We start from the raw sequence: 21311 nt of genomic DNA, 5'->3' as shown, positions 1-21311 counted from the left end.
CCCTGTCCATTACGTCGCCTTGATCTCGATGAGCCTGAGCGCGGCCACCGGGCAGACGCGTGCCGCAGCCTGAGCCGCCGCGAGGTTCGCGTCGTTGATCTCGTCGACGTCGATGGCGGCATAGCCCTCATCGTCGATATGCAGAAGCTGCGCGGCCACCTCTTCGCAGAGGCCATGACCTTCGCAGCGCGGACGATCGAGAATCAACTTGTTCATACGGTCTCCAGTTCCAGGACGGGAACGGTGTCGAACGACACCGTGACATTGCTCGGGACACGCGCGACTTCGCCAATGCGGAACGACTTGATCTGCGTGGCCAGCGCCTCGATGATCGCCGCGCCTTCCATGCGCGCGAGGCCTTGACCCGCGCAACCGTGCGGGCCATAGCCGAAGGAGAGGTGGTCGATCGGGTTGCGCGTCACATCGAAGACTTCGGGGTTCGCGTAATGGCGCGGGTCGTGGTTGCCCGCGCCCAGCATGAGCGCCACGCGCGAGCCGCCCGGAATCGTCACGCCGCCGATCTCCACGTCTTGCGTCGTCACGCGGCTCCACACATGAACGGGCGAGTAGTAGCGCAGCACCTCGTTGAACGCGGCGGGCACGAGCGAGAGATCGGCGCGCACCTTCGCGAACGCGTCAGGGAAGCGCCCAAAGAGCGCGACCGTGTTGCCGATCGCGGCGAGCGTCGTGTCGAGACCCGCGCCGAGATACTGGTGGATGATGTGGCGCGCGGTGCCTTCGGGAACCACGCCTTTGCGCTCCGCCTCGAAGACGCCCCAGCCGACCGAGCCCGCGGCGAGCGCGTCCTGGGTGATCTGCGAGCAGTAGCCGTAGAGTTCACCCGCGATGGGGAAATGTTCGGCGGTACGCGGGTTCATCGGCCCGATGACTTCCATCGCGGCTTGCCCCCAGCGGAGCATGTTCGTCCGCGCTTCGCCCTGGAAGCCCACGAGGTCGGCGACGACGCCGATCGGAAAGCGGCGGGCGATGTCGTCGATTGCGTCGAAGGACGGCTGCTTGACGAGGCGCGCCACCAATGCCTGCGCGTTGGCCTTGATCTGCTCGCCCAGCCCGCGCAGCGCGCGTGGCGTGAGGTTTTCCGACAGCACCGCGCGCAACTGCGTATGCACGGGCGGATCGGACGCGAGCGAGGTGCCCTGCAAGGCGCGGTTGACGTCGTCGTTGAAGCCGACGCCCTGAGCGGAGGAGAACCGCGCCGGATCGGCCAGCGCGTGCTTGATGACGTCGTAGCCCGTGAGGGCGTAGAGCTTCGAGTGCGTCAGATAGACGACGTCGCCGAGTTCGCGCAGCGCGCGGTAGACGGGGTAGGGGTCAACGAGGACCTCGTCGGCCCAAAGGTCGATGCCTGAATGGGGAATGGGAGTCACAGGCCTGCTTCTCGTAGTGGAGTAAGGCCTGTATTTTTAATTTCACTTTATAATGTGTAAACCCAATGGATACCATAACAGGGTAATCCCTGAATCAGGATGCGCCCAGCATCTTCCACCACAATTCGCTCAATACGTCGAGCGCCGGTTCGGCTTTCAAATCCAGCTCGCCGCGCATCCAGGAGAGCGCGGTCTGTTCGAGCGCGACATAGGCCAGTTCGCCGCGAAAATGCCGCGTGCCCGGTTCGTAGCGGTTGGCTGCATCGAGACCTTCGCAGATGTCGGCCACGACTTCCTCGATCCAGCCGCGCATCAGCGAGCGCATTTCGGCATCGACCGCGGCCGCTTCGGTGACCGCGAGAAGATAAGGCTTGATCGTCGGCCAGCGCGCCGACTGCTCGCGCAGCCAGCCGCCCAGCTTTTCGCGCGAGCCTTCGCGCACCGCCGCCACCAGCGAACTGGCCGTGGAGCTGCCGCCGGGTTCGTCGAGCCGTTCGAGGATGCCGTTGAGGTCGTGGATCAAGGCGCGCATCAATTCGCGGCGCGACTCGAAGTGAGAATAGAAGGTGACGCGGGTGGTGTTCGCGGCGGCGGCAATATCATCGATGGTGGTGGCCACGTAGCCGCGCGAAACGAACGATTCGAGCGCCACGGAAAGGATGCGCTGCCGGGTCGCTTCCTTCTGGAGTTGCCGTTGGTTTTTGCGTTCTTCAGTCATGGCGGCAACGATAACATCAACAGCTACGGCCGCAACGCCAGCAAATGCGGCGTTTTACCGGGCGCGGATGACGCCCGTCTCCCGCTCACCCGCTCACCCACCCCGCCCCTCACACCTCAAGACGCGGCACCGCCGCCACAGCAATACGGAAATTACCGCGCGCATCGCCGCTCGTCTGATCGCGCGGCTGATAACGCTCCTGCACGACGCCATTCTTGCCGAAGCCCGGAATCAGCGAACGCGGCGAACTGCGGCGCAGCCACAGCCGCAGCAAATGGCGGCGGCGCTGCGGTTCCGCGAAGTCGGTGAAGCGCGTGCGCGAATGCAGCGCCGCGTAATTCGACAGCCATTGGATGTCGCCGGGACGGAAATCCATCGCGAGCGACATGCCCGGCTCGTAGGTGATCGCTTCGAACAGATTGAGCACTTCGATCTGTTGCGGCGTGAGGCGCGGCACCTCGGGGTAATCCTGGGCCGTGAAGATATAGAGCGAGCCCGCGTACATGCTGAACGTGCCCTCGGCGAGACTCACGATCGGCGAAACATAGGTGTTCGCAGGCGCGTTGTGATCCTGACGCCGCCAGTCCCAATGAAACGGTTCGAGCAGCAGCGGCGCGAGGTCGGGGCGGCGCTTGAGAATTTCGTTGTAGATCTGCGCGCCCGAGACGAGGCACGACGCGCCGCCATCGAGCGACGGGCGCAGGCACATCAGCGCGACCACGTCGGAGCTATCGGAATGGAACGGCAGCACGTCGCGGATCTTCGAGGAAAGCGCTTCGGGATCGTCGAGCGTTTTGTCGGAGGTGGCGTAGACGTGATCGAGCAGATCGCCGAGTTCGTTCTGGCGGATCGGGTCGCCCATGTGCAGGCCGAGAATGTAGTAGATCGCCGCCGAGAGTGCGTCCGAATACAGATGCGTGCGCAGGCCGCGCACGAGTACGAAGCCGCGGCCATCGTCCACGTCCTGGCACCAGGCGTCGACGGCGTCCGCGCAGGCGTCGACGGGATAATCGGCGGCCTTCACGAAACGCAGATCGGGATCGTCTTCGACGAAGCGGCGGCCGAGCGCTTCAAGCTCCGCAATCTGCGCTTCGCTCAGGTGATAGATCCAGTTTTGCAGGGTGAGAAGCTCGTCACCTCGCCAGGCGGCGGGGCCGGTCACGGGAGACAGCATTGCGGAGGTTGTCATGTCGGTGTCGATGGAAAGTGGCGTGGGGAGGTGATCGGCGATCACCACTGTATCATGGTCAAATTTCCGGCCGCGATCTTGTCTGCGGGCGTATGGCGGCTTGATGTCCGCGCGGGTCGGGCGCGTTGGCGGGTGTCGCGGCAGCCATGCTGGCGGGCGCGACGGCGCGCCACCAGCACAGCGCGCCGAGCGTGACGGCGCCCGCGTGCGCGAGCGCCATGCGCCACGCGCTGTCGAACACGAAGTGCGGCGCGGCGGCGGCAATGCACGCGAACAAGGCCATCTGCACGAAGCTTTGCAGCGACGCCGCGAGTCCGCGCGCGTGAGGCAGATGCGCCTGCGTGATCGCCGACATGCCGGGCATGGCGATGCCCATGCCGAAGGCGTAGACGCCGATCGGCACGACGGCCCACGGCAGTGCGGCAGCACCGTGCGCGTTGCTCGCGAGATTGATCAGCGCGGCGAGCCAGGCCGTGCCGAGTCCCACGCGCACGCTCGCCGCCGCGCCCGCGCGCGTGGCGAGCCGGGCGCTGGCGGCCGAGCCCAGCATCACGCCCGCGATCATCGGCACGAACAGCCACGCGAACGCCGTGGCGGGCCGGTGCAGCACGTGCATCACGAAGTTCGCGGCGCACGAGATATAGAGCGCGAAGCCGCCGAACGCGCAGCCGTTCGCGACGATCCCCAGCACGAAGCGCCGGTGGCGCAGCGCCGACGCGTAATGGCGCGCGAGCGCACGCGGCCGCCACGGCTGGCGATGCTCGGGCGCGAGGCTCTCGGGCAGCCAGCGCAGGCAGGCCGCGAGCAGCGCCGCCGCGAACAGCGCGAGCAACGCGAAGATCGAGCGCCAGCTCCAGTGCGCGTCGAGCTGCCCGCCCACCACGGGCGCGGCGGCGGGCGCGAGCGCGAACACCATCATGATGTTCGACAGCATGCGCTGCACCGCCGCGCCGCGAAAGCGGTCGCGCACGATCGCCTGACCCACCACGATGCCCGCGCCCGCCGAGAGCCCCTGCAAGACGCGCCACGCGAGCAGCGCGCCGAAGCTGGGCGAAGCGGCCGCGCCCGCCGAGGCGAGCGTGAAGATCGCCAGCCCGCCGACGATCACCGGGCGACGTCCGAACGCATCGGAGAGCGTGCCGTAGAGCAGCGTCATCGCCGCATAGCCCATCAAATAGGCGCTCAACGTAATTTGCGCGCTTTCGTCGCCGACGCCGAACGCGCGCGCCACGTGCGGCAACGCGGGCAGATAACTGTCGGTGGCGAACGGGCCGATCATCGCGAGCGCGGCGAGCAGCGTCGTGAGGCCCGCGCCGCGCAGGCGCCGGACGCGTGGATGCCGTGGGCGCGCGCGCGTCATACCGGCTGATTCGTCGACGCCAGCATCAGCTCGCGGATGCACACGTGCTGCGGCATCTCCAGCGCGAAGCGGATCGACTCCGCGACTTCCTCGGGTTGCAGGATCACGCCGCCGATCGACGCCTTCCATTCCTCGAAACCTTGCTTGATGGCCTCGTTGGTCGTGACCGACTGCAATTCGGTGTGGCACGCGCCCGGCGCGATCAGCGTCACGCGCACGTTGTGCGGCGCCAGTTCCTCGCGCAGATTTTCGGAGAGCGCGTGCACCGCGTGTTTCGTGCCGACATACGCGACGTGCGAGGGATAGGTCTTGCGCCCCGACGTCGAACTCACATTGACGATCGTGCCGCGCCGCCGCTCGACCATGCCCTTGACGACCGCGTGGATGCCGTTGAGCACGCCCTTCACGTTCACATCGAGCATGCGGTCCCACTCCTCGGGATCCTGTTCGGCGACGGTGCCGAGCAGCATCACGCCCGCATTGTTGACGAGCGATTCGACCGGACCGAAGCGCGCTTCGGCTTCGGCCACGGCGGCGAGCAGCGCGGCGCGGTCGGTGACATCGGCTTCGCGGCAGAGCGTGTTGGGCAGGTCGAGCGCTTCGAGACGGTCGAGCCGCCGCGCGAGCAGCAGCAGCGGATAACCGCGGCTCGCGAGCAGACGCGCCGTCGCGGCGCCGATGCCGGAGCTTGCGCCGGTGATGAGGGTGAGTCCTGGGGTTCGCTGAGGCACGGTGTCGATCTCCTTCGTTGGGGGACAGGTTGCGCGCACAAGCTTAGACAGCCAGCCCGGCGCGGGCTTGTCCCCACGCGCGCCGCGACTTGATGCGGCGCGCCCGATTTTTGACGGCGGAACGGCGGGATTTTTGACGGAGTATTAAACAAATTGCCACGCGCATTGGGTCAAGAATCCTGGAAATTGCCTGGATAGCGTTGAGCGTGCTGACTCGGGCCGCACAGAGGCGAGCGGCGGCGGTTCGGTTTTCGACAAGTACGTTTCTCCACTACCCAGGATCACGCTATGAAGAAATATCTGCTGGGCGCGCTATTGATGGCCGCCTTCGGGGGTGCGCATGCGCAAAGCTCAGTCACGCTCTACGGTCTCATCGACGCGGGCCTCACCTACATCAACAACCAGGGCGGCGGACGCCTGTTCGAGTTTCAGGACGGCGCGAATTTCGGCAGCCGCTTCGGCCTGAAAGGCTCGGAGGATCTGGGCGGCGGCCTGAAGGCGATCTTCACGCTGGAAAACGGCTTCACGCTCGGCACGGGCGAGTTGCGCAACAACGGCGCGCTGTTCGGGCGACAGGCCTTCGTGGGTCTTTCGAGCCCTTACGGCACCTTGACGATGGGTAATCAGTACGACTTCATCGCCGACTACATCACGCCGTTCAATCTGAACGGCTATGCGAGCGTCTACGCGGGCCACATGGGCGACATCGACCGCATCTCGGCCGTGCAGTTGCCGAACTCCGTGAAGTACCAGAGCCCGGACATCGACGGCTTCAGCTTTGGCGGCATGTGGAGCTTCGGCAACGTGGCCGGCAACTTCAACGAGGACAGCGCGTGGAGCGTGGGCGCGGGCTACAAGCACGGCGGCTTCAGCGCGGCCGCGATCTACGAGCGGCTCTACAACGTCGATATCTATCCGTTCGCGCAGTTCGGCGTGACGAGTTTCCTCGGCCAGACCGTGGCCACGCGCAACGCGGACGGCAGCATCAACGATCTCTACTACACGACGCCGTTCGAGGTCGATCGGCAGTCGGAATTCGGCATCGGTGCGAGCTACACGATCAACCAGCTCACGCTCTCGGCCAACTTCACCTCGACGAATCTGCGCAAGGGTTCGGAGAGCGACACGATGAACGTCTACGAAGTGGGCGCGATGTACTTCCTGCGCCCGCAGATCGCGATTCTCGGCGGCTATCAGTACACGACGTGGGATCACACCCACTGGCACCAGCCGACCATCGGCGCGCAGTACTACCTGAGCAAGCGCACGAGCTTCTACGTGAATGTTTCGTATCTGCACGCGCAGCCCGGCGTCTACGCGAACCAGGGCGCGGGCTTCTACTCGCTGCCGTCGAGCACCAATACGCAGATCACCTCGCGCATCGCGATGATTCACCAGTTCTGATGCGCCCGGCGCGCACGCGGTCGCCGCAGTCAGGTCCGCGTGCGCGCAGCGACAAGACGCGCCGTTTTTGCCCTTTTAACCTGTAGCCATGCCGTGAAGCCGACGAACGCTCACTCAAGACAACGAAGGCCGGCGCGGCGCCGCATAACAAGGACTTCCCCATGACCACTCGCAGAAACTTCATCCAGATGCTCGGCGGCAGCCTGGCCGGACTCGCCGCGCCGGGCGCGGGCACGCTCGGCGGCCTGACCGGCCTCGCGGGACTGGGCGCGCTGACGGCCAGCGGCGCGGCGTCGGCGGCCGCGCCGCTCACCATCGCGTTTCCGACCGACGTGCCGTCGTGGGACCCGCTCGTGCGCGTCGCGCCGAATCCCATTTCGATCTATCGCAGCGTGTTCGACGCGGCCATCGACATCGACGAAAAGGGCGTGCTGCGTCCCGGCGTGGTGACGGCCTGGCGCTGGAAAGACGCCTCGGGCAAGGCGCTCGAACTCGATTTCCGCCCCGACGTGCTGTTCCATAACGGCGACAAGCTCACCTCCGACGACTTCAAGTTCACGCTGTTCGACCGCCTCCAGGCCGACAAGTCGCTTCAGGTCGGCGGCATCTGGTGGGCGCTCGAAGGCATCGAAACGCCGTCGCCCACGCGCGCCGTCATGCACTTCAAGGCGCCGATGGTCACCGCGCCCGCGTTCCTCGGCTACATGGGCAGCTATCTGCTGCCGCGCAAATACTTCGAGAAAGTGGGCGCTCAAGGCTTCGTCGCGAAGCCGGTCGGTTCCGGGCCGTACCGGCTCATGAACTACGAGCGCGATTCGCGCATGACGCTCGCCGCGTTCGACAAGCATTGGCGCGGCGCGCCGAAGATCCGCGACGTGGTGTTCCAGGTCGTCAAGGACCCGACCGCGCGCGTGGCGGCGGTGCAGGCCTCGCAGGCCGACGTCTCCGGCATGCTGCCGCTGCGCGAGGCGCTGCGGCTCGCGCAGGGCGGCACGCACGACAGCAAGATCACGCCGACGATCGACTCGTACATCGTCCACATGGTCAACGGCGGGCCGACGGCCGACCGCAACGTGCGCCTCGCGATGCATCACGCCATCGACAAGCAGGCGCTCGTGCGCGCGTTCTTCAACAACGTGCCGGTGCCGATGGCCACGCCCGCCGCGCCCGGCACGCCCGCGTTCGATCCCGGCTTCACGTTCGCCTACGATCCGGCGCAGTCGAAGCAGCTGCTCGCGCAGAGCGGCTATTCGGCGGCCAAGCCGGTGCGCGTGAAGTTTCTCGCCACCAACGGCGTCTATCCGAGCGATTACGACGTGGCGCGCGCGATCCAGCAGATGTGGAAGAAGGTCGGCATCGAAGCCGATCTGAGCCCGATCGAGCCCGCGCAGTTCTTCTCGCAGGCCGTCGCGGGCACGCTGCCCGGCCCGACGCTGTGGCTCTGGCAGAACGGCAGCGGCGACCCGGAACTTTCGGCGGGCTCGTACCTGAATCCCAAGACCGGCTTTTCCGTGTGGCGCAGCGCCGATGTTTCGCCGCGTCTCGATCCGCTGCTCGTCGAACTCGACGAAACGAAGCGCATCGAGGGCTACAAGGCGTTTCACCGCTGGGCGGTCGGCGAGGGTTACGCGCTGCCGCTGATGCAGGGCATCGCGACCGCCTCGTATCGCAAGGGCGTGCAGTACACGCCGTTCCTGAGCGGCTGGATGCTGCCCGACTACTGGAGCGCCTGAGTCCGCCGCGCGGCTCAAACGCGCAGTTAAACGCTTATCGCAGAGAACCACCGATGAAGACCCGATCCCTGAATCCGAAGTACGACGCAGCGTTCTTCGCCGCGCTCGACCGCTCCGCCGTGCCCGTGAGCCAGGCGGAAACCTTGCCGCCCGACTGCTACACCGACGCCGAATTCTTCGAGTTCGAGAAAGAGGCGCTGTTCAACCACGAATGGCTCTGCGTGGGCCGCGAGGAATGGCTCAAGCAGCCCGGCGATTATTTCACGACCTCGATCGTCGGCGAGCCGCTCGTCATCACGCGCAATGCGCGGCGCGAGATCAAGGCGATGTCGTCGGTGTGCCAGCATCGCGCGATGGTCGTCGCCGAAGGATTCGGCAATGCGCGCGCGCTGCTGTGCCCGTATCACCACTGGGCGTATTCGCTCGACGGCGAATTGATCGCCGCGCCCGCGATGGACGAAACCGAGGGCTTCGAGAAGAAGGACTTCTGTCTGCCGACCATGCAGGTCGAATGCTGGCAGGGCTTTATCTTCATCAACTTCGATCACGACGCGCCGCCGCTCGCGCCGCGCCTCGCCGCGCTCGACGCCGTGCTCGCGCACTTCGATCTCGCCAACGCCGAAGGCCCGCGCCCCGAGAAGCCGTTCCACTTTCCGTGGAACTGGAAGGTGATGTTCGAGAACAACAACGACGGCTATCACGCGAACCGTCTGCATCACGGCCCGCTGCACGATTTCGTGCCGAGCGCGCTCGCCACCTTCCCGACCGATCTGCCGAAGGACACGGCCGGTTACTACCGGTTCAACGGCACGCTGCATCCCGACGCCGCGTTCAACCCCACGCAAAAGGCGCTGTTCCCGATCTTCCCGAAGCTCACCGACGAGGAGCGCCATCGCATGGCGTTCGCGAATCTGCCGCCGACGCTCTCGCTCGTGCTCTCGTGCGACAGCGTGATCTACATGATCCTGCGCGCGGATTCGGCGGGCACGCATCATCTCGATCAGGGCGTGCTCTACGCGCCCGGCGCGATGAAGGACCCGCTGTTCGAGAAGCGCGTGGAGATGAGCATGAGCGCGGTCTCGGACATCATCGCGCAGGATCTGCATGTCGATGAGATGGTGCAGGTCGGCCTGCAATCGCGTTACGCCGTGCGCGGGCGCTATTCGTGGCAGGAGCGCGCGCAGCAGGAACTTAACGCGTGGCTCGTGCCGCGTTATCAGACCGCGTATGCGCGTTTGAGCGAGACGGCAGAAGCGACGGCAGCGGCGACGAGCATCGCGCAAAGCAAGCTCGCCGATATCGCCGTGACGGTCGCCTGAGCGGAGGACGTGCAGATGGAGACGCCAATGCAGACGCAGATCGGCACGCCGATAACCACGCCGGTAACCACGCATGCCGCAACACAAAGCGCGGCGGCCCGCTTCGCCTGGCGCTTCATAACGCGGCTGATTCGACGCGCCGCGATTCTGGCCGCCGTCTCGGTGGTGATCTTCGCCACGCTGCGTCTCCTGCACGCCGATCCGGCGGCGATGCTGCTGCCCGCCAACGCGACGCTCGAACAGGTCGCGGCGATGCGCCATCAGCTCGGCCTCGATCAGCCGATTGCCGTGCAGTATCTGCATTGGCTCGGCGGCATGCTGCACGGCGACTTCGGCCACTCGATGCAGAACGGCCAGCCCGTGGCCGCGCTGATCGGCGCCGCGCTGCCCACGACGCTGCAACTGCTCGCGCTCGGCCTGCTGCTGGGCGTGAGCGCGGGCGTGGGCAGCGCGCTCTACGCGTTCAGCCGGCGCGGCACCTTCGCGGAGCGCCTGTGCGAACTCGTCAACGGCGTGGCGATGGCGGTGCCCGATTTTCTCTGGGGCATTCTGTTCGTGCTGCTGTTCGGCATCGCGCTGCGCTGGCTGCCGTTTCTCGGCCCGATCGACAACGTCTATATCGTCGCGCGCCATACCGGCTTTTTGCTGATCGACACGCTGATCGACGGCCAATTCGCCGCCTTCGGCAACGCGCTGCTGCATCTCGTGCTGCCGTGCGTCGCGCTCGCGCTCGGCATCGCGCCGCCGCTCATGCGCATCCTGCGTTCGAGCCTGCTCGACACATGGGCCGAGGAATACGTGCACGCGGCGCGTCTGCGCGGCCTGAGCGAAGCGCAGATCCTGCGCCGCCACGGCTGGCGCAACGCCGCGCTGCCCACGCTCAACCTGCTCGCGATGCAGGCGAGTCTGCTGATCGGCGGCACGCTGCTGATCGAAAAAGTGTTCGGTCTGCCTGGCATCGGCGCGCTGATGATCAACGCCATCGGCTCGCGCGACTTGCCCGTGATCGAAGCGCTCGCGCTGATCTACGCCGTGGTCGTGCAGTGCGCGAATGCCGCCGCCGACGCGCTCGAAGTCCTGCTCAACCCGCGCCTGAGGATTCAATGAGTACGCCGCTTCTTCCCCATGCCGCGGCCGATCTGTCGACCGCGCATCCGAACGCCGCGCCGTCCTGGCGCACGACGCTGCGCCGCGTGCTGCACGAGCCGCGCGTGCTGTTCGGCGCGTTCGTGCTGTGTGCGATCGTGTTCGCCGCCGTCGCCGCGCCGCTGATCGCGCCGTTTCATCCCGACGATCAGGATCTGCTCAATACCTTGCTGCCGCCCGCGTGGATGCCCGGCGGGATGCGCGAGCACGCGTTCGGCACCGATTCGCTCGGCCGCGACGTGCTGAGCCTCGCGCTCTACGGCACGCGCATCGCCGTGCTGGTGGGCGGCATCGCGCCGCTCGGCACCGCGCTGGTGGGCGGCGCGCTCGCGCTGCTCGCGGGCTGGTGCGGCGGCAAGGTCGACTGGTTCGTGCTGCGCGTCGTGGAAGTGTGGATGTCGTTTCCCGCCGTGGTGCTCGCGCTCGTGCTGGTCGTGGCGCTGTCGCCGAGCGAGACCAACGTCATCATCGCGCTGATTTTCGTCGACTGGACGCGCTTTTGCCGCGTGCTGCGCGCGGAGATCGTCGTGATCCGCCGCCGCGATTACGTGGCCGCCGCGCGCATCGCCGGGGCGAGTCCGCTCGGCATCGTCGTGCGCGATGTGCTGCCGGGCGTGCTGCCCGCGCTCATCACGCTGATGAGTCTCGAAGTGGGCATCGCCATCGTCGCGGAATGCAGCCTCTCGTTTATCGGCCTGACCGGCAATGCCGCGAATCCCGGCTGGGGCGGCATGATTTCCGATGGTCTCGCCAACGTGTTCGCCGCGCCCTGGGGCTTGATCCTGCCGATCGCCTGCATGGTGCTGACCGTGGTGGCGACGACCTTCCTCGGCGAAGGGCTGCGCCGCACCACCGATTCGCGGCTCATCGAGCGCACGGAGTCCGCGTCATGATCGCGCTGTTTCGTTCCCTGCACGCGCATGCGCAAGGCGCGCCCGCTGGCGTGGCGGCGGCTTCGCCTTCGTCGGCTTCGTCGGCTTCGAGCGACACGCCGCTGTTGACGATCGACGCACTCAACGTCGAGCGCAACGGCGTGGCCCTGCTGCGCGACATCACGCTGACGCTGGCGCGCGGACGCACGCTCGGCCTCGTCGGCGAATCGGGCGCGGGCAAGAGCATGCTCGGCCGGGTGCTCGCGCGCAGCCTGCCGCGCGGCTTCGCGCTGAACGCGCGGCGGCTGAATTTCGCGGGCATCGATCTGCTCGCCGCGAGCGACGCGCAGCAGCGCGCGCTGCTCGGCAAGCGCATCGCTTTCATTCCGCAGGAGCCGATGAGCGCGCTCGATCCGACGCTCTCGATCGGGCGTCAGTTCGCGCTGCATCTGGCGCGGCTCGGCGTGTGCGCGAAGGAACGCCGCCAGCGCAGTATCGACGCGCTCGCCGAAGTGCTGCTGCCCGATCCCGAGGCGCTGCTCGCGCGCTATCCGTTCGAACTGTCGGGCGGCATGTGTCAGCGCGTGTGCATCGCGATGGCGTTCGCGAGCAATCCCGACCTCGTGATCTCCGACGAAGCCACCACGGCGCTCGACGTGACCACGCAGCGCCATGTGGTCGAGCTGATGCGCGAGATGCAGCGGCGGCGCGGCACGAGCGTGCTGTTCGTCACGCACGACATCGGCCTCGCGCTGCACGCCTGCGATGAGGTCGCCGTGCTCTACGCGGGCGATCTGGTCGAACGCGGCGGCGTGCGCGAGGTGGTCGGCGCGCCGCGTCATCCGTACACGCGGGCGCTGTTGCGCGCGAATCCGCCGCTCAAGGGCGAGCGCGTGCGCGTGGTGCCGCTCGACGGTCATATGCCGGGCTTCGAGGAAATGGCGGCGCTGGCGGGCTGCCGATTCGCCGCGCGCTGCGCCCATGCGAGCGACGTTTGCACGAGCGCGCCGCCGCCTGAACAGACGATGAGCGCCATCTCGACGGATTCCGTACCCCGCGCCGCACGCTGCGTTCACGCCGATGCCTTGCCCGACGCGCCCGCGCGCGCGCCGCTGCCGCCGCAAACCGCGATGAACGCCGCGCCCTTTCTCGCGCTGCGTGGCGTGACCAAGCACTACGCCGCGCGCGGCGGCGCGAAGACGCCCGTGGCCGCGTTGCAGCCGCTCGATCTGGAGATTGCGGCGGGCGAGTTCGTCGGCGTGGTGGGCGAGAGCGGCAGCGGCAAGAGCACGCTCGGCCGCCTCGTGATGGGGCTTGAGACGCCGGGCGCGGGATCGGTGATGCTCGACGGCGTGCCGCTCGACGCGAGCCGCGCCATGTGGGCGAAGCGCATCGACGCGATCCAGATGATCTTCCAGGACGCGCGCGCCGCGCTCAATCCGCGCCGCCGCCTCGCGAGCATCGTCACGCAGCCGATGGAAAACCGCACGCATCTGCATGTGGACCGCGCGCGCCGCGCGCTCGATCTGCTCGACGAAGTCGGCCTCGCGCCCGAACACGCGGCGCGCTTTCCGTCGCAACTGTCGGGCGGCCAGCGCCAGCGCGTGAATATCGCGCGCGCGTTGTGCGAAGTGCCGCGCCTGCTGGTCGCCGATGAAATCGTCTCGGGCCTCGATGTTTCCGTGCAGGCGCAGATCATGGAACTGCTGCTCGCGCTGCGCGAGTCGCACAAGATCGCGCTGCTGCTGATTTCGCACGATCTCGCCGTGGTGCGCTACCTCTGCTCGCGCGTGCTGGTGATGCAGCGCGGCGTGGTGGTCGAAGCGGGCCCGACCGAAAGCGTGCTCGGCAATCCTCAGCATCCCTATACGCGCAGCCTCATCGCCGCGGCTCCGCACGCCGACCTGAGCGCTCCGTGCTCGACTCTTACCGCCATCGACTCATGACCTCGACTCCGTCCTCCCCGCGCATGCCCGTGATCTTTTTCGGCCACGGCAGCCCGATGAACGCCCTCGACGACAATCGCGCCACGCGCGCCTGGGCCGCGCTCGGCGCGGCGGCCGCGAAGCCGCGCGCGATCCTGATGATTTCCGCGCACTGGCTGCCGCGCGGCGTGGCCGTGACGGCGATGGACGCGCCGCGCACGATCCACGACTTCGGCGCGTTTCCGGCGGCGCTGTTCGCGCAGCGTTATCCCGCGCCCGGCGACCCCGCGCTGGCGCGGCGCATCGCCGAACTGCTCGCGCCGGAGCCCGTCACGCTCGACCAGACCTGGGGCTTCGATCACGGCACCTGGTCGGTGCTGCTGAAGGCTTATCCAAACGCCGATATTCCCGTCGTGCAACTCGGCCTCGACCGCACCCGCGACGCGCGCGCGCATTACGAACTGGGCCGCGCGCTGCGTCCGCTGCGCGACGAAGGCGTGCTGATCGCGGCGAGCGGCAATGTCGTGCACAACCTCGGCGCGATGGACTGGCGCGCGCGCGACAGCGCCTACGACTGGGCGCAATCGTTCAACGATTACATCGCCGATGCGATCGTCGCCAATCGCCCCGAGGACGCGATCCGCTTCATGGAGCAGGGCGCGATGGCTGAACGCTCGGTGCCGTCGCCCGATCATTACTGGCCGCTGCTCTATGCGCTGGGCGCGCGTCACGCCGACGATCCGGTGCGGCTCGAAACCAACTTTCTCGAACACGGCTCGCTGAGCATGCTGAGCTTCATGCTCGGCGAACCGGTGCGCGCGCTGGAGGCCGTATGAATCTGCACGACGCTTCGGCCGCGCACCTCGACATGCGCCTGAGCCTGCGCGTGGCGGCGCGCGAGGACATCGCGCAGGATATCGTCGCGTTCGATCTCGAAGCCGCCGATTATCTGCCGCTGCCGGGGTTCGAGGCGGGCGCGCATATCGAAATCGATTGCGGCGGCGTGGCACGCCAGTATTCGTTGTGCGGCGACCCGCGCGCGCCCGAGCGCTGGCGGATCGCCGTGCAGCGCGAAGCCGAAGGACGCGGCGGCTCACGCTTTCTCTGCGAGCAGGTGAAGGTCGGCGACACGCTCGACGCGCGTGGTCCGCGCAATCTGTTTCCGCTCGTGCCCGGCACGGCCCGCGCGCTGCTGATCGCGGGCGGCATCGGCCTCACGCCGATGCTTTCGATGGCGTGGGCCTTGCATTCGGCGGCGCAGGATTTCGCGCTGCACGCCTATGCGTCCACGCCCGAGCGCCAGCCTTTCGCGGATGCGCTCTCCCGCATGCCGTGGGCCGCGCGCGTGACGCAGCACATCGGACGCGGCGCGGGTTTCGCCGATGTCGTCAGCGCGTTCGAGCCGGGCCGCCATCTCTATGTCTGCGGGCCGTTCGCGATGATCGACGCGGTGCTCGATACGGCGCGCGCGCTCGGCTGGCCCGAGGATCATCTGCATTGCGAGCGCTTTGCCGCGCCGTCGCCGAATGTCGCTGCGCAGGCCGATCGCGCGCCTGATACGGCTTTTGAAGTCGAACTCGCGTCGAGCGGCAAACGTATTCACGTCGCGGCGCAACAGAGCGTCTGCGACGCGCTCGGCGCGGCGGGCGTCTACGTGCCGGTCTCGTGCGGCGAGGGCGTGTGCGGCTCGTGCGCGACGCGCGTGCTCGCGGGCACGCCCGAGCATCGCGACTGGTGCCTGAGCGCCGAACAGCAAGCCGCGAACACGCTCTTTACGCCGTGCTGCTCGCGCGCGGCATCGTCGCTGCTCGTGCTCGATCTTTAAACGCTCGATCTTCGAGCTATTCCTTTCCCGCTCACCGAAACGGACCTTCCATGGCACTGATTTCCTCCGAAGCCGCCGCGCGCGAGCGCGTCGAACCGGGCGCGCTGCACACGCTGCGCGCCACGCGCGAGAACGTTCACTGGGGCTACTTCGACGCCTCGCTCGCGCCCGCGCTGACCGTGCGCAGCGGCGACCTCGTCTACGCCGAAGCCGTCACGCACCACGCGGGCGACGCGCCCGAGCTGATGATGGACGAAGCGCTGCACGCGCTATGGCGCGCGATCCCCGAGCACGACCGCAATCCCGGCGTGCACATCATGACCGGCCCGATCTATGTCGCCGACGCGCAGCCGGGCGACATGCTCGAAGTGCGCTTCCTGAACCTCACGCCGCGCTGCCGCTACGGCTCGAATCTCGCGGCGAACTGGGGCTGGCTCTACAAGGAAATGGGCGAGAAGGAGCGCGTGACGATCTACGAACTGGACGAGGGCGCGAATCACGCCTCGGCGCTCTACGCCTACGATTTCAAGGGCAAATACATGACGCCGGGCACGATCACGAATTGCCCGGTCTGCGACCGCGAGACGGCGCTCGACGGCGTGCGCGTGCCCGCGCGGCCGCATCTGGGCACGGCGGGCGTCGCGCCGGCGGTCGATGGACGCGTGAGCACGATTCCGCCTGGCCGCCACGGCGGCAATATCGACAACTGGCGCATCGGCGCGGGCGCGACCATGTATTACCCGGTGCAGGTGCCGGGCGCGCTGTTCTCGATCGGCGATCCGCATGTTTCGCAGGGCGATGGCGAGATCAGCGGCACGGCCATCGAGTCCTCGCTGAACGTGACGATGCAGATCGTGCTGCGCAAGGATTTCGCGTTCCCGACGCCGCTGCTCGAAACTGCCGATAGCTGGATCGTGCACGGCTTCGATCCGCAACTCGACCGCGCGCTGCGCAACGCGACGCTCGACACGATGCAACTGCTCGAAGATCACATCGGCCTGTCGCGCAACGACGCCTATTCGCTGCTGAGCGTGGCGGGCGACGTCGGCATCACGCAGGTCGTGGATGCGACGCTCGGCGCGCACGTGCGCCTGCCGCGCGGCATCTTCCCGAAGCTCGGCAAGAAGTGAACCGGCTGCGCGAGATCGAAGCGTTCGTGAGCGTGGTGGACTCGGGCGGCTTCGCGGCGGCCGCCGACACCGAGGGCATTTCGCGCGCGCTGGTCTCGCGCACGATTCAGGGACTGGAAACGCGACTCGGCGCGCGGCTGCTGCATCGGACCACGCGCAAGATCGCGCTTACGGCGGCGGGCGAGGCGTATTACCGTTCGTGCCGCGAGATTCTCACGCAGCTCGATCACGCCGAACGCGCGGCTCAGGGCGAACGCGAGCACGCGTCGGGCGAGTTGCGCATCAGCGCGCCCGTGAGCTTCGGCATCAAGCATCTCGCGCCGCTCTGGCCGGGCCTGCTCGTGCGCGCGCCCGACGTGCGGCCGGCCATCGCGCTGTCCGATGCGTTCGTCGATATCGTGGCCGAGGGCATCGATCTCGCCATCCGCATCGCGCGGCCCGCCGAATCGTCGCTCGTGCACCGGCGCCTCGCGAGCACGCCGCTCGTGATTTGCGCGTCGCCGTCGTATATCGCGCAGCACGGCGTGCCGCACACGCCCGCCGACCTCGCGGCGCATCGCTCGATCGCTTACGGACACGTCGCGGAGCGCGGCGAATGGCGTCTGCTCGACCACGCCACCGGATGCGAGCAGATGGGCCGCCCGCATCCGGCGATGACCGCCAACAACGGCGAAACCTGCGTGGCCGCCGCCGAAGCGGGCCTCGGCCTCGTGCTCCAGCCCGCGTTTCTCGTCATGGACAGCCTCGCGCGCGGCACGCTGGTGAGCGTGCTGGAATCGTTCGCGCCCGCGCCGATCGGCATCTACGCCGTGTATCCGAGCCGCCATCAGCTGCCCGCCAAGACGCGCGTAACGATCGACTATCTCGCCGAGCAGTGGCAGGGCGCGCCGTGGACGGCATAAGTGCGAGGCATACGCGGACGGCATACGCGAACCGCGAGCGCGTTCAGCACGGTGCGAGGCATGCACTCATACGGAACGCATAGACGCCCGTTTGGGGCAATCGGCGGACAATCGGCGGCCGCGACGCACGCCAATACGCCGAAAACCGTTGTTCACGCTGGCGCGACAATTGCATAGCTTGATCTGCATCAATGTTCACGCGGAGGCTATGCATGTCGCTGAAGTCCTGGCATTTTTCCACGCAAGCGGGTACGGCCGATCAGCGGTCGCACGTGTGGCGCGAGGCGATGGATACGGTCTGTCTGCCGTCGAGCATGATGCCGGTCGACGAGCACTTCAGCGGCGACGTGGTGGGCATCGAGTCGCCGGTCGGTATCGAATTTTCGCGCGTGCGCGCGACGCCGCTGACCATTTCCGGTAGCGCGCGCAACGATCACGCGGCGCTGTGGCTCGCGCTGCTGCTCGACGGGCAGTCGGTGTTTCTCGAATCGGGCGAGCGCGTGGAAGTTTCGCGCGGCGACATGCTCTACGGCCCGTGCGGCCGCGATTCGACGCTCGAACTCTGCGCCGACTTCCGCCTGCTCTACGTGCGCGTGCCGATGACGCTGCTGCCGCCGCGACTCGTCGATCCGCGCCTGCTTGCGTGCGGGATCCTGCCCGGCAACGCGGGGCTCACGCGCGTGCTGGGCGGCATGCTGCAGGCGGTGGGCGAGGAACTGGAGTCGTTCGAGGCGAGCGACCTGCATCCCGTGGAAGTCGCGCTGGCCGAGTTTCTGACCGCGAGTCTCGCGCGCCTGCTCGATACGCCCGGACTCGGCGATCATCGGCGCACCGCGCATTTTCTGCGTATTTGCGAGTCGATCGACCGGCAACTCGGCGACGCCGATCTCTCGCTGAATCAGATCACGGACCAGCATCGCGTGTCGTCGCGCTATGTGCAGAAGCTGTTCGCCGATGTGGGCCTGAGTTTTACGGGCTATCTGCGCGACAAGCGGCTCGAACGCTGCAGCCAGGACTTGAGGAGTCCGGCGCATCGCGCGTTGTCGGTGTCGGAGATCTGCTTTCGCTGGGGCTTTAACGACGCCGCGCATTTCAGCCGCACATTCCGTGCGCGTTTCGATATGACGCCGCGCGAGTGTCGGCGGCGCGCGGGGCTGTGAGGCGGGCCGCTCGCGGTTGCGCGGCATAGCGGTGTCGATATGAAAACGCCGCGTTTCCCTGGGGAAACGCGGCGTTTTTGATTGGCGGCGGCGTTGCGGTTGGCGTGAGCCGCCGAGGCTTGCGTTAGCGCTTGATCCAGGTGGGCGCGATCTGCACGCCGAGTCCCGCGCCGTAGCCGAGATAGATGTTAAGGCCCGCGACGCTTTCGAGGTAGCGCGCGTTCTTGAGACCGCCCGCGTCGACGATCGCGAAGCCCATCGATTCGCCGAGCGCGGCGACTTGCGCCTTGGCGTCGGCGTCGTCGCTCGCGACGAACACGCTCGCGGCCTGCGACGGGAACTCGGCGCCGCCATCGAGCACCTGCGCGAACAGCGTGTTGAACGCCTTGACGACGCGGGCCTTCGTGAGCCTGGCGATTTCCTCGCCCGCCGACGTGGTGTGACCGAGCGTGAGACCCATGTAGTCGCTCGTGAGCGGATTCGTGACGTCGACGAGCACCTTGCCGTCGAGCGCGCCGAGTTCCGCGAGCGCGGCGGCGGCGTTGTCGTAAGGCACGGCCAGCACGACGATTTCGGCTTGCGATGCCGCGGACGAGAGCGGCGCCGCGTTCGCGCCATGCGCTTGCGCGACATCGCGCGCGCCGCTCAGTTGACGTCCCGTCACGGTGACGGCGTGGCCCGCCGCGGTAAGCTGCTTGACCATCGCCTTGCCCACGTTGCCGTAACCCACCACGGTAATGTTCATTCGTTCGCTCCTCGCTGGAGTTGTGTGTGAGCGAGTAATTTACGTGGCGGGCGAGCGTGGATAAATGGCGGTGAGGTTGACGGTGTGTCAACTTGCTTCGGGCATCGGGCGTGGCGGCGAGCGCTTCGATTTAGCCCATCCGGTTCCCTTAAATTTCTCCCGACGCGGTCATTCAACGCCAGGCGGGCCGAGCGCATCAAACCGTGCTCCAACTGCATCCATCTGGCTTTCCAACGCCTGCTCGACATACGCGATGAAGGCTCTCGCTTTGGCATTCATCGCGGATCGCTCGGCGACGCAGGCATAGAGTTCCATCGGCTCGGGTTCGGCATGGACGAGGCTCAGGTCGCGTGGCTCGAACAGCGTGACCAGCTTGCCGCTGTCGATCAGCGGTTGCGCCACGAAGCTCGCGAGCCGCGCGATTCCCCCGCCGTTCGTGGCGATTTGCGCGAGCATATCGATGTCGTCGCAGATGAACGCCGGGTTGACGGGCGCGTCGAAACGCCGGCCTTCGCGCACGAATCCCCACGGCAGGAAACGGCCATCGGTCGGATACCGGAAGACGACGCAGGCGTGATGTTTCAGATCCTCGGGCGTGAGCGGCACGCCCGCCTGGTTCAGATACGAGCGCGACGCACAGAACAGAAACGGTCTTGACGCGATTCGCCGGGCGACCAGCCGATCGTCGAGTTGCGCGGCGATGCGGATACTCACGTCGACGCCCTCCAGCCGGTGATCGACGGACCGGTCGGTGCTGATGAGTTCAAGGTCGATGCGCGGGTAAGCGGCCTTGAAACCGGGCATCAGCGGCGCGAGCACGTGGCGGCCAAACGCCGCCGTCGTGGCGACGCACAGCGACCCTTGCGGCGCGGCCTCGACCGTTGCCGCCTGCGAGGCCAGATCGATATCGCCCGGAATATGGCGCACCTTCGCGTAGTAACGCGCACCGCTCTCGGTCAGCGCCATGCTGCGTGTGGTTCGCGACAGCACGCGCACGCCCAGGTGTGTTTCGAGCCGCGCGATGCTCTGGCTCACGGCGGCTGCGCTGACGCCTTGCGCGCGCGCCGCCGCCGCAATGCTTCCGGTCTCCACGACGCGGATGAAGCAGTTGATCAACCCGAGAATATCCATCGTCCTGTGTCGCTCTCATCGGCTATTTCGTAAATTTTACTTATAAATGAATCAAGTCTCTCGCGGCTAGTGATGGATGGACCGGCTTGTTACGCTGACCGTCCGTTAAACAGCTCACGCTAAAGAGGTCGAATTCATGCCTGATGAATTGATGCAAGCCCGCAGTATTCGCTTTCCCATCGCCGCTACGCCTTATGTTTTCGCGCTTTATATGGCGACTATCATGGCGTTTCTCATGTGTCTCGTGATTACGGTCGCCGAGTTTGGTATCGACGCGCATTACATGGAAAACGTGATGAATGCGTATCGGGTGGCGATGCCATCGGCGTTTGTCTGCGTGCTGATCGTGCGTCCGGTTGTGGCCCGGCTGGTGGCGTGGACGGTGCATGCGCGCTGAGCCTGCACGTTGGACCTGCACGGAAAGCGGAATGGCAATGCAGATGTTCTTTTATTCGCTGTAACCCCGGGAACGTTTACATGACGACTCAATGCGTTGCCACTTTTTTTCTGGCAGCACAATAGGACTTTCGTCCGATAGCTCTGCTGCGCTGTTCATCGACAATGGGGCGCGAATTCCAAATGGAAGATGGGCGATCTTGACTGTTTTGTGACTTCCAGACAGGGCCGACAGTG

At 66.7% G+C, this 21311-nt stretch carries 20 protein-coding genes; 12 read left to right on the top strand and 8 right to left on the bottom strand.

Going from position 1 to position 21311, the window contains the following annotated elements; genetic code table 11:
* Nucleotides 1-9: 9 nt before the first annotated feature.
* The 6 genes from U4Y88_RS28080 to U4Y88_RS28055 form a co-directional block, all read right to left on the bottom strand.
* Nucleotides 10-216: a ferredoxin gene (locus U4Y88_RS28080; RefSeq protein WP_321787768.1), complete on the bottom strand. Its 207-nt coding sequence runs from the start codon at nt 214-216 to the stop codon at nt 10-12.
* A complete protein-coding gene (locus U4Y88_RS28075; protein WP_321787766.1) occupies nt 213-1388 on the bottom strand; it encodes a cytochrome P450 in 1176 nt (391 codons plus the stop codon). Before U4Y88_RS28075 ends, U4Y88_RS28080 begins: the two co-directional genes overlap by 4 nt.
* A 94-nt stretch (nt 1389-1482) precedes the next feature.
* Nucleotides 1483-2106, bottom strand: coding sequence for a helix-turn-helix domain-containing protein (locus tag U4Y88_RS28070; protein WP_321787763.1), 624 nt, complete (start codon nt 2104-2106; stop codon nt 1483-1485).
* A gap of 109 nt (nt 2107-2215) precedes the next feature.
* Nucleotides 2216-3295: a TauD/TfdA family dioxygenase gene (locus U4Y88_RS28065; RefSeq protein WP_321787761.1), complete on the bottom strand. Its 1080-nt coding sequence runs from the start codon at nt 3293-3295 to the stop codon at nt 2216-2218.
* A gap of 58 nt (nt 3296-3353) precedes the next feature.
* The gene (locus tag U4Y88_RS28060; protein WP_321787759.1) at nt 3354-4655 is read right to left on the bottom strand and encodes a multidrug effflux MFS transporter; all 1302 of its coding nucleotides are present in this window, start codon (nt 4653-4655) and stop codon (nt 3354-3356) included.
* On the bottom strand, nt 4652-5386 hold the full coding sequence (locus U4Y88_RS28055) for an SDR family oxidoreductase (RefSeq protein ID WP_224012824.1): 735 nt from the start codon (nt 5384-5386) through the stop codon (nt 4652-4654). The genes U4Y88_RS28060 and U4Y88_RS28055 overlap by 4 nt, the downstream gene beginning before the upstream one ends.
* Before the next feature lie 288 nt (nt 5387-5674).
* On the opposite strand from U4Y88_RS28055, the gene U4Y88_RS28050 reads away from it, so the two are divergent.
* The 11 genes from U4Y88_RS28050 to U4Y88_RS28000 all read left to right on the top strand — a co-directional run bounded on the left by U4Y88_RS28050 (nt 5675) and on the right by U4Y88_RS28000 (nt 18802).
* On the top strand, nt 5675-6790 hold the full coding sequence (locus U4Y88_RS28050) for a porin (RefSeq protein ID WP_224012825.1): 1116 nt from the start codon (nt 5675-5677) through the stop codon (nt 6788-6790).
* Between the two features lie 161 nt (nt 6791-6951).
* Nucleotides 6952-8523 carry an ABC transporter substrate-binding protein gene (locus U4Y88_RS28045; protein ID WP_321787757.1) on the top strand — a complete coding sequence of 524 codons (1572 nt, stop codon included), beginning with the start codon at nt 6952-6954 and terminating at the stop codon, nt 8521-8523.
* A 53-nt stretch (nt 8524-8576) separates the two neighbouring features.
* Nucleotides 8577-9842 (top strand): aromatic ring-hydroxylating oxygenase subunit alpha, encoded by a 1266-nt coding sequence (locus tag U4Y88_RS28040; protein WP_321787756.1) that lies wholly within the window; start codon nt 8577-8579, stop codon nt 9840-9842.
* Nucleotides 9843-9857: 15 nt separating this feature from the next.
* Nucleotides 9858-10949 (top strand): ABC transporter permease, encoded by a 1092-nt coding sequence (locus tag U4Y88_RS28035; protein ID WP_321787754.1) that lies wholly within the window; start codon nt 9858-9860, stop codon nt 10947-10949.
* Nucleotides 10946-11881 (top strand): ABC transporter permease, encoded by a 936-nt coding sequence (locus U4Y88_RS28030; RefSeq protein WP_321787752.1) that lies wholly within the window; start codon nt 10946-10948, stop codon nt 11879-11881. The genes U4Y88_RS28035 and U4Y88_RS28030 overlap by 4 nt, the downstream gene beginning before the upstream one ends.
* Nucleotides 11878-13806, top strand: coding sequence for an ABC transporter ATP-binding protein (locus U4Y88_RS28025; protein WP_321787750.1), 1929 nt, complete (start codon nt 11878-11880; stop codon nt 13804-13806). The genes U4Y88_RS28030 and U4Y88_RS28025 overlap by 4 nt, the downstream gene beginning before the upstream one ends.
* Entirely contained in the window at nt 13803-14621 is an 819-nt protein-coding gene (gene ygiD, locus U4Y88_RS28020; RefSeq protein WP_310633952.1) for a 4,5-DOPA dioxygenase extradiol, read from the top strand. The genes U4Y88_RS28025 and ygiD overlap by 4 nt, the downstream gene beginning before the upstream one ends.
* Complete coding sequence (locus U4Y88_RS28015; protein WP_321787748.1) at nt 14618-15610, top strand: PDR/VanB family oxidoreductase; 993 nt, start codon at nt 14618-14620, stop codon at nt 15608-15610. The genes ygiD and U4Y88_RS28015 overlap by 4 nt, the downstream gene beginning before the upstream one ends.
* Before the next feature lie 50 nt (nt 15611-15660).
* Nucleotides 15661-16740 carry an acetamidase/formamidase family protein gene (locus U4Y88_RS28010; RefSeq protein ID WP_321787746.1) on the top strand — a complete coding sequence of 360 codons (1080 nt, stop codon included), beginning with the start codon at nt 15661-15663 and terminating at the stop codon, nt 16738-16740.
* Complete coding sequence (locus U4Y88_RS28005) at nt 16737-17642, top strand: LysR family transcriptional regulator (protein WP_321787743.1); 906 nt, start codon at nt 16737-16739, stop codon at nt 17640-17642. The genes U4Y88_RS28010 and U4Y88_RS28005 overlap by 4 nt, the downstream gene beginning before the upstream one ends.
* 212 nt (nt 17643-17854) lie before the next feature.
* Nucleotides 17855-18802 carry a helix-turn-helix domain-containing protein gene (locus tag U4Y88_RS28000; RefSeq protein WP_224012835.1) on the top strand — a complete coding sequence of 316 codons (948 nt, stop codon included), beginning with the start codon at nt 17855-17857 and terminating at the stop codon, nt 18800-18802.
* Nucleotides 18803-18926: 124 nt separating this feature from the next.
* Here the strand turns inward: U4Y88_RS28000 and U4Y88_RS27995 are convergent, their stop codons facing one another.
* Both U4Y88_RS27995 and U4Y88_RS27990 read right to left on the bottom strand, forming a co-directional pair.
* Nucleotides 18927-19586 carry an NADPH-dependent F420 reductase gene (locus tag U4Y88_RS27995; RefSeq protein WP_321787987.1) on the bottom strand — a complete coding sequence of 220 codons (660 nt, stop codon included), beginning with the start codon at nt 19584-19586 and terminating at the stop codon, nt 18927-18929.
* 129 nt (nt 19587-19715) lie between these two features.
* A complete protein-coding gene (locus U4Y88_RS27990) occupies nt 19716-20678 on the bottom strand; it encodes a LysR family transcriptional regulator (RefSeq protein WP_321787740.1) in 963 nt (320 codons plus the stop codon).
* A 136-nt stretch (nt 20679-20814) separates the two neighbouring features.
* Here U4Y88_RS27990 and U4Y88_RS27985 point away from each other — a divergent pair, with 136 nt between their 5' ends.
* Complete coding sequence (locus U4Y88_RS27985; protein ID WP_321787738.1) at nt 20815-21075, top strand: DUF2798 domain-containing protein; 261 nt, start codon at nt 20815-20817, stop codon at nt 21073-21075.
* Nucleotides 21076-21311: the final 236 nt, after the last annotated feature.

Source organism: Paraburkholderia sp. J94, from assembly GCF_905220285.1.
Lineage (GTDB): Bacteria > Pseudomonadota > Gammaproteobacteria > Burkholderiales > Burkholderiaceae > Paraburkholderia > Paraburkholderia tropica_A.
The sequence above is the reverse complement of the archived record's forward strand: the minus strand, read 5'-3'. Positions and strand labels throughout refer to the sequence as shown.